We start from the raw sequence: 15,994 nt of genomic DNA, 5'->3' as shown, positions 1-15,994 counted from the left end.
GACATATGAGCGAGCGCCAATCTGCAGATAAAGGCCAAGGCCGGGAACATTCCCGGCATCTGGCCCATGACATCGACGAAACTGTACAGCAGTCGGCTCTATATGCGGTGGAGCAACTGGTTGCATTCGCACAAAATAAGGGCTTGGTCGGTCCGCAAGACACAGATTACAGCCGTAATTTGTTATTGGATCAGTTTGGTTTTTCCGAGCCTTATTCAGGTAGGGATGTAGGGGGCATTATGGCCCCTGAAGCCCTCCAGCCTGTGCTTAATGTATTGATAGATTATGGTTTTGCCATAGGCCTTATCCCCGAAAACACAGATACGTATCGTGATTTGCTGGATTCCAAAATTATGGGACTACTGATGGCGAGACCATCTGAAGTCATCCGTGACTTTCATCAAACGGAGGCTGAACGTGGCATAGAGGCGGCGACTGATGCTTTTTATCAATTATCTATCGATTCGAACTACATCCGAATGGATCGGGTTGCCAGCAATGTGTACTGGAATCAGTCGACATCTTACGGAGATATGGAAATTACGATTAATTTGTCCAAGCCAGAAAAAAGTCCCAAGGAAATTGCGATGGCGAAGCTTTTGCCGCCGCCTGTTTATCCCAAGTGTCAATTATGCCGTGAAAACGTTGGATATGCAGGAAGAGTAAATCATCCGTCCCGTCAAAATTTGCGTATCATTCCGGTGGAATTGAATGGGGAACCGTGGTTTTTTCAATATTCACCCTATGTGTATTACAACGAGCATTGCATCGTGTTCCATCATAATCATGTACCGATGAAGCTCACGAAGGATACACTGCGCCGATTACTGGCCTTTACGAAAGCGTTTCCGCATTATTTTATTGGCTCCAATGCGGATCTGCCGATTGTCGGCGGATCGATTCTGACCCATGATCATTTTCAGGGTGGTCGTCATACATTCCCAATTGAAAAAGCGGGTGTGGACGGCGTATACCATAATGAAGCGTTCCCGCAGGTTACAGCAGGGATTGTAAATTGGCCGATGTCGGTCATCCGTTTTACGTCAACAGATGCCGAGGCGCTGTTGGAAGCGGGAAATGCTGCTTTTGAAGCCTGGAAAGCTTATAGTGATCCTGTAGCTGATGTCCTCTCTCATACAGAGCAAGAGGGGGAAACGATTCCGCATAATACTGTGACGCCGATTGTGCGCCGTGATTCCGAAGGCAGGTATCAGATGGATCTCGTACTGCGCAACAACCGAACGAGTGAAGAGTACCCGGAAGGTATTTTTCATCCTCACCGCGAGATGCATCACATCAAGAAGGAAAATATCGGTCTGATCGAAGTTATGGGACTTGCCATATTACCGGGGCGGCTCAAGGATGAACTGGATGGAATTGCAGATATTTTGTGTGGGGATGACAAACTGGCTGTGGCTGTACAGCAAGAAGGACATCCGCTGTTTAAGCATGCAGACTGGATTTACCAGTTAAACACTCGGTTCGGTCGTTTGCCTGACAAGGAGACGGCTGTTCGTACCATACAAAATGAGGTTGGACTGAAATTCAGTGAAATTTTAGAGCATGCAGGAGTATATAAACGGAATCCGTCCGGACAGCAGGCCTTTGGTCGTTTTATGAAACAATTGGGATATACTTTGGGAGAATAAAATTGCTTGCGAAGCACATACTATACTACGAGAACCCTCCCAAGATATGACATGGAACCATGCTCCTCAAGGAGTGTGGTTTTTTTCTGAAAACAAAGCAGATTTGTTTCCTGTAACCGAAAAGGTTATAATAGAGTAGTTTCTTAATATTAAACTTTAGAACTATTGGAGGCGAGCGTTTGCGATGAAAGCATTCGAATTTTATAATCCTACACAATTGATCTTCGGTAAAGGACAATTGGAGGCTCTCAAGCGTGAAGTTCCTAAATATGGTAAACGTGTATTGCTTGTATATGGCGGCGGCAGCATTAAGCGCAGCGGCTTGTATGATAATGTAATAGGTTTGCTTGGTGAAATCGGTGCAGAGGTAACGGAACTGGCTGGTGTGGAACCGAATCCTCGCTTATCTACAGTACATAAAGGCGTGGAATTGTGTAAAACACATCAAATCGACCTCGTTCTGGCTGTAGGAGGCGGTAGTGTGCTGGATTGTTCCAAAGCCATTGCTGTTGGTGCAAAATATGATGGCGACATGTGGGATTTTGCAGAGCGTAAAGCGGCACCACAGGCAGCATTGCCATTAGGTACGGTTTTAACTATGGCAGCCACTGGTTCTGAAATGAATGCGGGTTCTGTTATTACAAATGAAAAAACACAGGAAAAATTGGGCTGGGGCAGCGTATTTGCGTTCCCTGCGTTTTCTATTCTTGATCCAGTGAACACATACTCACTGCCGCAAAATCAAACGGTTTACGGAATCGTAGATATGATGTCACACACGCTGGAGCATTATTTCCATCTGGAATCCAATACTCCGGTCCAACTTGGCTGGTGCGAAACGATTTTGCGTACGGTAATGGACGCGGCTCCAGGTCTGGTCAACGATCTGGAAAACTACGAGCTGCGTGAAACAATTATGTATTGTGGTACGATGGCGCTGAACGGCTTCCTGAACATGGGGCTGACAGGTGACTGGGCTACTCACAATATCGAGCATGCGGTGTCTGCTGTTTATGATATTCCACATGGTGGAGGACTGGCTATTCTGTTCCCGAACTGGATGAAACACAATCTGCATGTGAAGCCTGAACGCTTCAAACAACTGGCTGTCAATGTGTTCCATGTAAACCCAGAAGGCAAGAGTGATGAGGAAGTGGCGCTGGAAGGTATTCAGGCGTTGCGTGATTTCTGGAACTCGATTGGTGCACCAAGCCGTCTGGCTGATTACGAGATTGATGCGTCCAAAATCGATGTTATGGCTGATAAAGCTGTGAAATTCGGATCTTTTGGTGGCTTTAACAAGCTCAATCGCGAAGATGTAGTCGAAATTTACAAAGCATCCCTGTAAAACGACATTTGTATCATTTAAAGCACGTTTGTGCGTCATTAGACGTACGAACGTGCTTTTTTGGGTTTGATTTGGGATATTGGAGGAAAATTTTGAAACTTTTTTAGGTTGAATACGTAAACATAGTTATAGACTGGAAACCAGACTGAAAAGGTACATGGAAGGAGGAGTCGCATGGAAACCATATTTTGGTGGCTATTGGCAGGGGGCGCTATCTTTACCGTGGTCAGTGTGCTGATCGGGGATGTACTCGGTAGTTGGCTGGATGGTGCATTGGAGCTGCCGGGCCTTGATTGGTTCAGACCTGTCGTTTTACTTGGAGCCATGACCGCTTTTGGCGGAGCTGGAGTACTGCTGACAAAGTATACCGGGCTGAGCACGGGATGGGTCGTCGTGCTTGCTTTAGGGATTTCGTTTGTCATCGGAATACTCGTGTTCTTTGCGTTTATCAAACCCATGGCGAATTCGGAGGTATCCAGCGGCTTCTCCATGCGTGAGCTGACTGGCCGGATTGGTGAGGTCACCATTCCTGTTCCTGAGGTTGGTTACGGGGAGGTTATGATCCGCTTGGGTGCAGGCAACACCATACATACAGCATCGAGCTTTGATCACAAACCGCTTGCTGCGGGAACCCGTATCGTCGTGGTTGAGGTCGCAGAGGGCGTCGTCCGCGTAGCGTACCTGGACACCTAGACGGCGCAATCGCTTAACTTGAAGGGAGCGTGATCGGGAGTGTCAAATTTGCAAGATATTGTGCTGGTCCCTGGGATTGTTGTTATCGTTATCGTCATATTAGGGATCGCTTTTTGGGCCCGCTACAAAACGGTAGGGCCGGATGAAGGGATGATCGTGACGGGTTCTTTTCTGGGAAATAAAAATATTTCCGAGGATGACTCTGGACGTAAAATTAAAATTGTACGCGGCGGGGGGGCCTTCATTTGGCCTATTTTCCAGCAGTCCGAATTCATCTCTCTGTTGTCCCATAAACTGGACGTAACCACACCGGAAGTGTATACGGAGCAAGGAGTTCCCGTGATTGCGGATGGTGTGGCGATCATCAAGGTCGGCAGTTCTATTGAAGATGTGGCTACAGCAGCCGAGCAGTTCATCGGGAAGCCACTGGAGGCTCTTAGGGGAGAGGCTCAGGAAGTGCTGGAAGGGCATTTACGCGCAATCCTCGGCTCGATGACAGTGGAGGAAGTATATCGTAATCGGGATCGGTTTGCGCAGGAAGTACAGGGCGTGGCTGCTCGTGATCTGAAAAAGATGGGCTTGCAAATCGTTTCCTTCACCATCAAAGATGTGCGTGATAAGCACGGATATCTGGATGCGCTTGGTAAGCCGAGAATTGCCGCTGTGAAACGGGATGCTGAGATTGCGGAAGCCGAAGCTGTGCGGGATGCCCGGATTCAGAAGGCGCGTGCGGAACAGGAAGGCCAGAAGGCCGAACTGCTGCGAGATACCAACATTGCCGAGGCAGCCAAAGAGAAAGAACTGAAAGTGGCTTCGTTTAAAAAAGAACAGGATACAGCGAAGGCAGAAGCCGATCAGGCTTATCACATCCAGGAGGCCCGTGCCAAGCAGACTGCCGTCGAGGAGCAGATGAAGGTCGAGCTGGTGCGCAAGGAACGGGAAATTGATCTTCAAACCAAGGAAATACAGGTACGTGAAAAGCAATATGATGCGGAAGTGAAAAAGAAGGCCGAAGCCGATCGGTATGCGGTCGAGCAGGCGGCGGAAGCAGATAAATCGCGTAAAATGCGTGAGGCCGAATCCCTGCAATACTCGATTGAGACCCAGGCTAAAGCGTCAGCTGAACAAAAGCGTCTAAACGGGCAAGCAGAAGCAGATGCAGAACGCGCCAAAGGTACGGCAGACGCAGATGTCATCCGTTTGCGTGGACTTGCAGAAGCGGAGGCCAAGGAAAAACTGGCGGAGGCGTTCCAGAAGTTTGGAGAGGCTGCCGTGCTCGACATTATCGTGAAAATGCTGCCTGATCTGGCTGGACGTATTGCCGAACCAATTGCGTCCATTGATAAACTCACCGTAGTTGATACGGGAAAAGGAGAAGGAGCAGCGCGTGTCAGCAATTATGTCACCGAATTGATGGCTACGGCGCCCGAGATGCTGAAAAGTGTATCTGGTATTGATGTGGAGCAGTTAATCAAGGGGCTGACCACTGGGAAAAAAGGCCTTCATTCCGTGCCGTCCTCCGGTGAAGCGAACAAGCAGCCTCTTCCAGCCTCGGTGGAGGCAGCACTAACAGATAAAGAATAACGATAAGTCTTTGGGAGCTTCTATCCCTAACCAAAAGACCGCTTTTCATCACAGCATTTTCCGGCAATGTGATGAAAAGCGTTTTCTTTTTATTGACCTTTAGCCGAATATTTGGTACTTTAACGTGGATTCCTCTGAGCTTCATGCTATAATTCTTAGGATCAAGGTTCTGATAAAAGAGGTGCGGATGTGAGCAGCCTAAAAGTGGCCAAAGCGCTGAATAACAATGTGATTATAGGAATGCACCCCGAGCATGATGAGGTTGTCGTGATTGGAAAAGGAATCGGTTTCAATCGCAGACCCGGCGATCTTATGCCGTTGGATTCAGTTGAAAAATTATTTATATTAAAAAGCCATGAAGAACAGGAGCAATACAAACGGTTGCTTCCTGAGCTGGATGAAAAGCTCATCGAGGTCATCGGTGAGGTGCTTCATCTTGTTCAGCTTCAAGCAAAGAAGCCTCTAAATGAGCACATTCTGATTGCTTTAACTGACCATATCGCTTTTTCCATCAACCGTCATAAACAGGGAATTACGATTCATAATCCGTTTTTGTATGAGACTAGGGAAATATATCCTCAGGAATACAAGATGGCTGAGCAGGCTGTTGCTTTAATCAGGGATAAGATGAATGTAGATCTGGGAGAAGATGAAATCGGATTCGTGGCCCTGCATATTTATAGCGCCATGACAAACCAGCATATTTCCGAGGTTAGGAAGGATTCTCGTCTGATTGCTGATATGGTTCAGGTTGTCGAGACGACACTGGATTATCGAATTCCTCTCCAATCCCTTGATTATTCTCGACTGCTGACTCATCTGAGGTTTGCGATTGAACGTGTGCGCCGGGGAGAGATTGTGCAGGAAATTTATCGATTGGACAAGCTTTTGAATGAAGAATATCCAGAAATGTATATGCTGTCCTGGAAACTGACGAAGATTATGGAAAAAAGGCTACGTAAACCTGTTTATCCGGCTGAGGTTAGTTATTTGACAATGCATCTGCAGCGGTTGTCCCAACGCAAAGAGCAGGGGGAGCAACAAAAAGTGATAAAACCGGAATAAAAAAGTATTGCCTCGCATTTAGCGGGGTGCTATAATCAATTCTGCAATGAGGAAGACAACAACTGAACATTTAACGTGTTACTGATTCGATCAGGCATGAGTTGCTTTAAGTTATGATTGTTTACAGCCTACTGGGGTAAGCTATATCCCAAGGTTGTTTTCAAACATACTTAAATCGGCTCATGCCTTTTTTGTTGTTTTGCCTCTGTTCTAAATTTCAGAGAAGGATGTGGAAGGTATGTTTAAAAAGCTTTTCGGCGTTTTACAGCGTGTCGGTAAAGCATTAATGCTTCCTGTAGCGATTTTGCCAGCTGCGGGGCTTTTATTGGGTATCGGTAACATGCTGGTCAATCCTGATTTTCTCCAGTACATTCCGGCATTAAATGCGGGCTGGGTTCAATCGGTTGCGACGATCATGATGAATGCCGGACAAATCGTTTTTGATAATCTGGCACTGTTGTTCGCAGTCGGCGTAGCCGTCGGTCTGGCGGGCGGTGAAGGTGTAGCAGGTTTGGCTGCCATCATCGGTTACCTCGTTATGAACATTACTCTGGGTACAGCCGTGGGTGTCACACCTGGTCTGATTGCTCAAAAAATACCGGGTTATGCGAACGTGTTGGGAATTCCAACGCTTCAAACCGGGGTGTTCGGCGGGATAATCATCGGTATACTGGCCGCAGCCATGTACAACCGCTTTTTCAAAATTGAGCTTCCTTCGTATCTGGGCTTTTTCGCGGGTAAGCGTTTCGTTCCAATTGCAACGGCGGTATCCTCACTTATTGTCGGACTAGCACTGGTTCTGATCTGGCCTCCAGTTCAACAAGGACTTAACGCAGTATCTCACTTTATGGTGTATTCCAACCCGACTTTGTCGGCGTTCCTGTTCGGGGTTATCGAACGCGCGCTGATTCCATTTGGTTTGCATCACATTTGGTATTCACCGTTCTGGTTTGAGTTTGGTGAATATGTTAACAAAGCAGGTCAAACCGTTCACGGTGACCAGCAGATCTTCTTCAGCCAGCTTCGCGACGGAGTGGCTTTGACAGCAAGTACGTTCCAAGTGGGTAAATTCCCATTCATGATGTTCGGTTTGCCAGCAGCAGCGCTTGCGATGTACCATGAAGCAAGACCAGAACACAAAAAATATGTAGCAGGTATTATGGGTTCAGCAGCATTGACTTCGTTCTTGACAGGTATTACGGAGCCACTGGAATTTTCCTTCCTGTTCGTAGCTCCACTGCTGTTTGCAGTACACTGTATATTCGCAGGTCTGTCATTTATGACCATGCAAATTTTACATGTCAAAATCGGTATGACCTTCTCAGGCGGATTTATTGACTTCCTGATTTTCGGGATTATTCCAACCCGTACGCCTTGGTGGTATGTAATCATCGTCGGTCTGATTTTGGCAGTTATTTATTACTTCGGATTCCGATTCATCATACGGAAATTCAACTTGAAAACACCAGGGCGTGAAGAAGCCACAGAAAATGTGGATGGCGCAGCAACTGGTAGTAGTGATGAGCTCCCACACAACATTTTGGCAGCTTTCGGCGGTTCATCGAATATCAAGCATCTGGATGCTTGTATCACACGTCTTCGGATCGAGGTTAATGAGAAATCAAACGTTGACAAAGCTCGTCTGAAACAACTTGGCGCATCGGGTGTCCTTGAAGTCGGTAACAATGTACAGGCAATTTTCGGTACACGTTCCGACACCATTAAATCTCAAATGGCTGATATCATGGCTGGACGTACACCTGCACCAGCTCCGGCGCAACCTGCTCCACAAGAGGAGAAGGAAGCTGGAGAAGAACAACAAACCATTATTGTAGAAGATATTGTAATGCCTGTTAACGGCGAATTGGTTGATATCTCGACGGTTCCCGATCCGGTATTTGCAGAACGTATGACAGGTGACGGCTTTGCGGTCGTGCCAAATGATGGAACGATTGTGTCCCCTGTTTACGGCAAAGTATTCAATGTATTCCCGAGCAAGCATGCGGTTGGTATCCAATCCGATGGCGGTAAAGAAGTGCTTGTTCATATCGGGGTGAATACAGTGAAGCTTAAAGGTCAAGGATTTGACGTTTTGGTGAACGAAGGCGATCTTGTGTCAGCTGGCCAGCCTATTATGAAAGTAGACCTGGAATACGTGAAGGCAAACGCTAAATCCATCATCTCACCTGTCATTTTTACTAACCTTCCTGAAGGTTCTTCGGTAACTTTAAACAAAACTGGAGTATTGAAGGCTGGCGAAGATGGTATAATTACGATAAAATAAACTCTATGTGTTTCGGATTAGTTGATTAGGCGGCTTAGGCCGTCTGATCAATTATTCGGTATACTGCGTGTAAACAAATATTATCTTTAGGAAAGTGGGAGGAACAAATTATGCAAACAACTTTTAGAATTACGGATGAAGACGGTATCCATGCACGTCCTGCAACTGCGCTGGTAAATACAGCTAACAAATTCAGCGGTGCTGAATCTTTTGCCGAAGCTAACGGTAAAAAAGTAACTTTGAAATCCATTCTGGGTGTATTGTCTCTGGGTCTGGAACAAGGCGATACTATTAACATTATCTGCGAAGGCGCTGAAGCTGCCGAAGCACTGAAAGCTCTTGAAAATGTAATCGTCAACGAAGGGCTGGGCGAAGTTCATGCTTAAGATTTCTGGGATTGCCGCTTCGGCAGGCATAGCCATTGCCCGGGCGTTTATCTTGGAGCATCCGAATTACGCTGTAGAGAGACGCGCGGTTGGTGATGTTGAAGCTGAAATCGCAAGATTGGATGCGGCTTTGGCACAATCTCAAACCGAATTGGAATCGATTAAGGAGAAAACGCTTAAGGAACTGGGAGAGAAAAAAGCAGAAATTTTTGCATCTCACCTGCTCATTTTGAATGACCCTGAATTGATCGATCCGGTTAAAGCTAAAATCAGAGACGAGCAGCTTAATGCTGACTATGCTTTGAATGAAGTAGCTACACAGTTCATTTCCATGTTTGAAAACATGAAAAGTGCCTATTTGCAAGAACGCGCATCGGACATGCGTGATGTAACCAAGCGGATCCTGAATCACCTGCTTGGTGTTCATTTTGTTAGTCCTGCAGAAATTGCCGAAGAAACGATTGTGCTTGCAGAAGATTTGACACCTTCCGACACAGCTCAGCTGAACCGTGAATTTGTTAAAGGTTTTGCAACGAATATCGGCGGACGTACTTCGCATTCGGCTATTATGGCTCGCTCACTTGAAATTCCTGCAGTTGTGGGAACGAAAAATATATTGTCTCAAGCTAAAAGCGGCGATTTGATTATCGTTGATGGTTTGGATGGTCACGTATTCGTGAACCCTACCGAAGAGATTGTTGCAGAATACCGTGCTAAACAAGTGGCATACGACAAGCAACGCGAAGAGTGGCGCAAGCTGCGCGGCGAAGCTACGGTTTCTGTCGATGGTGTCCATGTCGAACTGGCAGCCAATATTGGTACGCCTAATGATGTAGCTGGTGTCCTGGACAACGGTGGTGAAGGCGTTGGCTTGTACCGTACGGAGTTCTTGTACATGGGACGCGATAAGCTTCCATCCGAAGAAGTACAGTATACAGCGTACAAAACCGTTCTGGAAAGAATGGAAGGTAAACCGGTTGTAGTCCGTACTTTGGATATCGGTGGTGACAAAGAACTTCCTTATCTGGACCTGCCGAAAGAAATGAATCCGTTCCTCGGATTCCGTGCTATTCGCCTGTGTCTGGATCGCCAGGATATTTTCCGCACTCAATTGCGTGCTTTGTTGCGTGCGAGTGTGCATGGTAACTTGCGCATCATGTTCCCAATGATTGCTACGCTGAACGAATTCCGTGAAGCTAAAGCTGTTTTGTTGGAAGAAAAGGAAAAGTTGGTAGCTGAGGGTGTATCCGTATCCGAAGAAATTCAACTGGGCATCATGGTAGAAATTCCTTCTACAGCGGTATTGGCTGACCAATTCGCAAAAGAAGTAGATTTCTTCAGTATCGGTACAAACGATCTGATTCAATACACAATGGCAGCGGATCGCATGAACGAGCGGGTTTCTTACCTGTATCAACCATACAATCCATCCATTCTGCGTCTGGTGAAAATGGTTATTGATGCTGCTCACCGTGAAGGACGTTGGGTTGGTATGTGTGGCGAAATGGCAGGAGATACAACAGCAATTCCGTTGCTGCTGGGTCTCGGACTTGATGAGTTCAGTATGAGCGCCACTTCCATTCTGCCAGCACGTAGTCAAATTTCCAAGTTGTCCCGTGCGGACATGGAAAAACTGGCTACAAAAGCTCTGGACATGCAAACAGCAGAACAGGTTGTTGAATTGGTTCAAAGCATCGAAGGCTAAGGAAGGGTATTACATTTCAAAGGTTATATCTTTTTCCAACAAAAAATTGCTGTGTACATACAGCAGCCGGTATCTAATTAGATACCGGCTTTTTTGCATGCTTTAAGTAGAATTTGTTTTAACTGCATGAGCAATTCAGTACAGGTTTGCGGGCTGCGGTAGTTTCGTCCAATCGTGTGACTGGAGTAGTATATGGTGCATTGAGCACCAGCTCAGGGTTCTCTTCTGCTTCCCGCGCAATATGAATCATAGTGTCGACAAAAGCATCAAGTGTTTCCTTACTTTCCGTTTCCGTGGGCTCGATCATGATGCACTCCTCTACATTCAGCGGAAAGTAAATTGTAGGTGGATGGTAGCCGAAATCAAGCAGCCGTTTGGCTACATCAAGCGTGCGCACTCCAAATTTTTTCAAGCCTCGCCCCGACATCACGAATTCGTGTTTGCAATGTCCAGGGTAGGGCAGATCAAAATGTGGAGCGAGCCGATGCATCATATAATTGGCATTGAGTACAGCGCATTCGGACACTCGCTTCAAGCCATCAGGACCGTAGCTGCGGATATAGGCATAGGCTCGGACGAGAATGCCGAAGTTTCCGTAAAAGGCTTTGACCCGCCCAATAGAATCTCCCTGCTCCCGATCCCAGCGGTACACACCCTGCGGATCACGTACGACAAACGGCTTGGGCAAATAGGGTATCAGCCGCTGCTTTACGCCGACGGGTCCAGCGCCAGGGCCGCCTCCACCGTGCGGAGTACTCATCGTTTTGTGCAAATTGAGATGCACCACATCGAAGCCCATGTCCCCGGGGCGGGTAATCCCCATGATGGCGTTGGAGTTTGCCCCGTCATAGTAGAGCAGACCACCTGCGTCATGCACGATCGCGGCAATGTCAGTAATTTGCTTCTCGAACAAGCCCAGCGTGTTCGGATTGGTCAGCATGAGCGCAGCGGTGTCGTTGCCTACCGCTTGGCGGAGCGCGTCCAGATCCACCAGCCCCTCAGGGGTGGAGGGAAGGGTGATTGTTTCGAAGCCCGCGACGGTTGCACTGGCGGGGTTCGTACCGTGCGAGGAATCCGGCACGAGCACCTTGGTACGTCGCTCACCACGTGCCTCGTGGTACGAGCGAATCATCATCAGCCCGGTCCATTCGCCATGGGCGCCAGCAGCGGGCTGGAGCGTGACGGCATCCATGCCGGTCAACGCAGCCAGATCGTTTTGGAGCGTATGCAGCAGCTCCATAGCCCCCTGGATGCTATTCTCCGGCTGATATGGATGAATTTTAGCGAAGCCTGCGTAACGGGCGACATCCTCATTCACTTTTGGATTGTATTTCATCGTACACGAGCCAAGCGGATAAAATCCGTTGTCGACGCCGAAGTTGCGCTGGGACAGGGCGGTATAATGGCGAATAACATCTACTTCGTATACCTCGGGTAATGCCGCAGGTTCGCTGCGCAGCGCATAATCCGGCAAAAGCTCTGCCACCGGGCGACGAGGAACGTCGCACTCGGGAAGGGAATAAGCGATGCGACCCGGACGGCTCAATTCAAAAATGAGCGCTTGATCGTGTTCCTTCAACAGCTCTTGTTTCTGGTCCGGTCCGGTGTGTGTCATAGCAATCCCTCCAAGGTGTGTACAAATTGGTCGATCTCTTCTTTGGTTCTTTGCTCCGTCACGGCAATCAGCATGTGACCCGCAAGTTCCGGATAGTCCCGGCCCAAATCATAGCCTGCGATAAATCCAGCAGCTAACAGATTGTCCTGAAGTTTGCTCACATCCGTACCTTCAGGCAGCCTAAGGGCAAACTCGTTAAAGGTCGGTGCGTGAAATGAGGCAGTTACGCCTTTCAAGCTCAGCAATTGTTCTAACGCATAGCGGCTTTTATGCAAATTCAGCTCGGCTACTTCCTGGATGCCCTGTCTCCCCATGACGGACAAGTACACAGATGCAGATAAAGCTAGCAACGCTTGATTGGAACAAATGTTAGAGGTGGCCTTTTCGCGGCGGATATGCTGTTCGCGCGCTTGCAAGGTCAGCACGAAGCCGCGTTTACCATTGCGATCAGTGGTCTGACCCACAATACGGCCGGGGATACGGCGCATATGTGCCTGAGAAACGGCAAAGTATCCACAGGTCGGACCGCCGAGAGAAGAGGAGATGCCAAGTGGCTGCGCGTCTCCTACCACAATATCCGCGCCCTGTTTGCCGGGTGTCTCCAGCAAGCCAAGTGCCAGTGGGTTGGCACTGACGACCAAAAGACCTTTGTGTGCATGGATGAGGTCAGCCATCGGCTGTAGATTTTCCACGGCTCCGAAAAAGTTGGGGCTTTGGACCAAAACAGCCGCGGTCTGTTCCGATACGGCCGCCGCTAACGCATCAGCATCCGTTACACCGTCCGAACAGCCGATCTCCACGATGTCCAAATTCAATCCGCGTGCATAGGTTGCCAATACCTGACGTGCCTCTGGATGGACGGACCTCGATACGATAAGCTGTTTACGGCGGGTAGCTGCGGCGGACAGTGAGCCCGCTTCCGCCAGTGCAGTCGCTCCGTCGTACATGCTGGCATTAGCTACAGCCATGCCCGTCAATTCGCAAATATACGATTGAAACTCGAAAATGGCTTGTAGCTCGCCTTGGCTTACTTCCGGCTGATAGGGGGTGTAGGCAGTGTAGAATTCTGAGCGTGAAGTGATGTGCTGGATGACGGACGGAATATGATGATCATAAATTCCTGCGCCAAGAAAGCTGGCATGTGTGTCTGTATTGGCATTGTGTCCGGCCAGCTCGGTCAAGTGACGGGTTAAGGCTTTCTCATCGAGTCGAGAAGAAAGAGGGAGTTCCCCTTGATATCGAATGGCCTCTGGAATGTCACTGAATAAATCATCAATGGATGATACACCGACCACACGCAGCATTTCGGTTTGATCCTGTTCAGTCATAGGGAGATAACGATGCTGCTTCATAGGTTCTGGCTCCTTTCGAAAAGCAAAATTTTAAATCCGTAAATGAGCTAATAAAAAAGTGTGAGATGAAAACCCGGAAATACATATCTGACATGTTTGCTTTATAGAAATAAGGAGAGTTTAAGATCAGCGTGGGCGCTTATAAAAGGGGGCTGCCACCACCTCGGCACGCAGGCGTTTGCCACGAATCTCAACCTCCAGTGGTGTGGAGAGGGCGCTAAAACGACTGTCCACCAAGGCGAGGCCCAGATTACGCTTCAAGGAGGGCGACTGAGTCCCCGTTGTGACCTCACCGATGTGTTGTCCTTCTGCGAATACCGGATAATGGGCGCGTGGGATACCGCGGTCCATCATTTCTAGCCCGATCAATTTACGAGGAACCCCTTGTTCTTTTTGACGCTGAAGTGCTTCTCTACCGATAAAATCTCCTTTATTCAGCTTGACGAAGAAACCCAGACCGGCTTCGAGTGGTGAAATTGTGGCAGATAACTCCTGTCCGTATAGCGGCAACCGAGCCTCAAAGCGTAGTGTATCGCGAGCACCAAGTCCAGCGGGAATCAGCCCATACGACTCACCGGAACGAAGCAAACCCTCCCATACGGCGGGTGCTTCCGCGGCAGGTACGTAAAATTCAAAACCGTCTTCGCCCGTATATCCGGTTCGTGAGACGAGTGCTTTTGCTCCGAACAATGGCACGTTCTCATGAAAGTGGAAAGATGCCAGATTCGTAATATCCGTATCTGCCACGGCTGCGGCAATACGTGCTGCTTCCGGTCCCTGCAATGCCAGCAATGCTATTGCATCAGACACATTCTCCATGTGAACGGATGCAGGCACATGACGAAGTAACCAATCCCAATCCTTATCAATGTTGGAGGCGTTCACAACGAGCATGTAGCGTTCCGGTCCTTTGCAGTAAACAAGCAGGTCGTCTACTACACCTCCATCGGGGTAACACAGGAGTGAATATTGTGCCTGACCTGGTTCCAACTGGCTGACATCATTCGTGGTCACCCTTTGTAGAAAAGCTTCGGCCTCTTTGCCTTCAACCAAAAACTCACCCATATGCGATACATCGAATAAACCCGCACGTTGCCGGACGGCCTCATGCTCCTTTTGAATGCCGCTAAACTGAACGGGGAGCTCCCAGCCTCCAAAGTCAATACAACGAACCCCAGACTGCGTCCCGTAGGATGAATATAGCGGTGTTTTTCGCAAATTAGTCATGTTTCCACTCCTATCCGGTGTAATCGGCTAAACAAAAAAGACAGGCCGAAAAAAACGTATAGACAGCAGTCTATACTCTTTTTTCAGCTCTGTCCTTGATACCAGAAAGTTACCCCGGTATGTACCGGGTTTCCTCTTGGGTGATCCGCTCCAATAGCGAATGCTCTCCAGAGATGCGTCCGGCAGAGGTCCTTTTGCCTGAGAGATTCACCTGCAATGCAGGCTTACTCCTTCGGCGCTACCTTCGGGATCAGCAGTATATTACCTGGCTTTGCAGATAACAACTTGATCCGATTCGCGTGCACAACTGTCTCACAAGCGGCAACAGCTATGCGAATCTTTTTGGCAGTCTCTCCCTCTGCGTTCATCCGCGTTTGCAGTTGTCGGGTGTTTCTCAAAGTATTTGCTATAACCCATTAATACGCAAATTCATTCAAAATGTCAATAAAAATGTCATCAAAAACAATAGAAAAAACATTTAATATATAAATAAGGATATGTAAGCGTTTGTTATAAATTATTATATTTTTATATAGAGCGCTATAGGAGGTAATATGAAGTATTTTTGTTAGTATTATTGACATGAGTGTTCTTATTGTCATAATCTTAACCTGTCTAATACAGGTGAGCAAATGCGATTTTATTCATATGGAAGTGAGGGGAACAGAATGGGTGAAGTGAAGCAGCAACTTTGGTATACAGACGAACATGAGTGGGTTCAGCGGACAGAGAATGGAACGGTGCGGATTGGTATTACAGACTTTGCACAGCACCAACTGGGTGATATTGTTTTTGTAGAATTACCTGAGGCGGGAGTAACGATTGAGCAGGGAGCGGAGATCGGTACGATTGAATCGGTGAAGACGGTATCCGACCTTTTTGCTCCGGTGACGGGAACCATATTAAAAGTGAATGAAGCGCTGGAAGGTACACCTGAGCTAGTGAATGAATCTCCATATGACAAAGGTTGGATGGTAGAAGTAGAGATGGATAAAGATGTGGAGGAATCATTGGGCAAACTACTGTCGGCGGATCAGTATGAGCAGTTGATTTCGGAGTAATAAATAGAGCAATGCAGCATGAAAT

At 47.9% G+C, this 15,994-nt stretch carries 12 protein-coding genes and 1 riboswitch; of the genes, 9 read left to right on the top strand and 3 right to left on the bottom strand.

Annotation, left to right across the window (positions count from 1 at the left end; translation table 11 throughout):
• Positions 1 to 5: 5 nt before the first annotated feature.
• The 8 genes from NSQ57_RS18320 to ptsP all read left to right on the top strand — a co-directional run bounded on the left by NSQ57_RS18320 (position 6) and on the right by ptsP (position 10,714).
• A complete protein-coding gene (locus NSQ57_RS18320; RefSeq protein WP_029515708.1) occupies positions 6 to 1,649 on the top strand; it encodes a UDP-glucose--hexose-1-phosphate uridylyltransferase in 1,644 nt (547 codons plus the stop codon).
• A gap of 184 nt (positions 1,650 to 1,833) precedes the next feature.
• A complete protein-coding gene (locus NSQ57_RS18315; protein ID WP_069012479.1) occupies positions 1,834 to 2,997 on the top strand; it encodes an iron-containing alcohol dehydrogenase in 1,164 nt (387 codons plus the stop codon).
• Between the two features lie 174 nt (positions 2,998 to 3,171).
• On the top strand, positions 3,172 to 3,690 hold the full coding sequence (locus tag NSQ57_RS18310; protein WP_029515706.1) for a membrane protease regulatory membrane protein: 519 nt from the start codon (positions 3,172 to 3,174) through the stop codon (positions 3,688 to 3,690).
• Between the two features lie 48 nt (positions 3,691 to 3,738).
• Positions 3,739 to 5,274 (top strand): flotillin family protein, encoded by a 1,536-nt coding sequence (locus NSQ57_RS18305; RefSeq protein ID WP_134904679.1) that lies wholly within the window; start codon positions 3,739 to 3,741, stop codon positions 5,272 to 5,274.
• 189 nt (positions 5,275 to 5,463) lie between these two features.
• Entirely contained in the window at positions 5,464 to 6,339 is an 876-nt protein-coding gene (locus NSQ57_RS18300; RefSeq protein WP_029515704.1) for a PRD domain-containing protein, read from the top strand.
• A gap of 238 nt (positions 6,340 to 6,577) precedes the next feature.
• Positions 6,578 to 8,623, top strand: a complete 2,046-nt coding sequence (gene ptsG / locus NSQ57_RS18295; RefSeq protein ID WP_029515703.1) for a glucose-specific PTS transporter subunit IIBC — start codon at positions 6,578 to 6,580, stop codon at positions 8,621 to 8,623.
• 110 nt (positions 8,624 to 8,733) lie between these two features.
• Positions 8,734 to 9,009 carry an HPr family phosphocarrier protein gene (locus NSQ57_RS18290; protein ID WP_013372579.1) on the top strand — a complete coding sequence of 92 codons (276 nt, stop codon included), beginning with the start codon at positions 8,734 to 8,736 and terminating at the stop codon, positions 9,007 to 9,009.
• Positions 9,002 to 10,714 (top strand): phosphoenolpyruvate--protein phosphotransferase, encoded by a 1,713-nt coding sequence (gene ptsP, locus NSQ57_RS18285; RefSeq protein WP_029515702.1) that lies wholly within the window; start codon positions 9,002 to 9,004, stop codon positions 10,712 to 10,714. Before NSQ57_RS18290 ends, ptsP begins: the two co-directional genes overlap by 8 nt.
• Before the next feature lie 118 nt (positions 10,715 to 10,832).
• Here ptsP and gcvPB read toward each other — a convergent pair whose 3' ends face one another.
• From gcvPB to gcvT, 3 genes are all read right to left on the bottom strand, one after another.
• Entirely contained in the window at positions 10,833 to 12,329 is a 1,497-nt protein-coding gene (gcvPB, locus tag NSQ57_RS18280; protein WP_342425133.1) for an aminomethyl-transferring glycine dehydrogenase subunit GcvPB, read from the bottom strand.
• Positions 12,326 to 13,681: an aminomethyl-transferring glycine dehydrogenase subunit GcvPA gene (gene gcvPA, locus NSQ57_RS18275; RefSeq protein ID WP_342425132.1), complete on the bottom strand. Its 1,356-nt coding sequence runs from the start codon at positions 13,679 to 13,681 to the stop codon at positions 12,326 to 12,328. The genes gcvPB and gcvPA overlap by 4 nt, the downstream gene beginning before the upstream one ends.
• Before the next feature lie 126 nt (positions 13,682 to 13,807).
• On the bottom strand, positions 13,808 to 14,908 hold the full coding sequence (gene gcvT / locus NSQ57_RS18270) for a glycine cleavage system aminomethyltransferase GcvT (RefSeq protein ID WP_340886200.1): 1,101 nt from the start codon (positions 14,906 to 14,908) through the stop codon (positions 13,808 to 13,810).
• Positions 14,909 to 15,084: 176 nt separating this feature from the next.
• Positions 15,085 to 15,276: riboswitch (glycine riboswitch) on the bottom strand.
• A gap of 300 nt (positions 15,277 to 15,576) precedes the next feature.
• On the opposite strand from gcvT, the gene gcvH reads away from it, so the two are divergent.
• Complete coding sequence (gene gcvH / locus NSQ57_RS18265) at positions 15,577 to 15,969, top strand: glycine cleavage system protein GcvH (protein ID WP_069012484.1); 393 nt, start codon at positions 15,577 to 15,579, stop codon at positions 15,967 to 15,969.
• The last annotated feature ends 25 nt before the right edge of the window (positions 15,970 to 15,994 follow it).

The organism is Paenibacillus sp. FSL L8-0502, from assembly GCF_038593055.1.
GTDB lineage: Bacteria > Bacillota > Bacilli > Paenibacillales > Paenibacillaceae > Paenibacillus > Paenibacillus polymyxa_D.
This window is presented reverse-complemented; position numbering and strand designations above follow the sequence as displayed.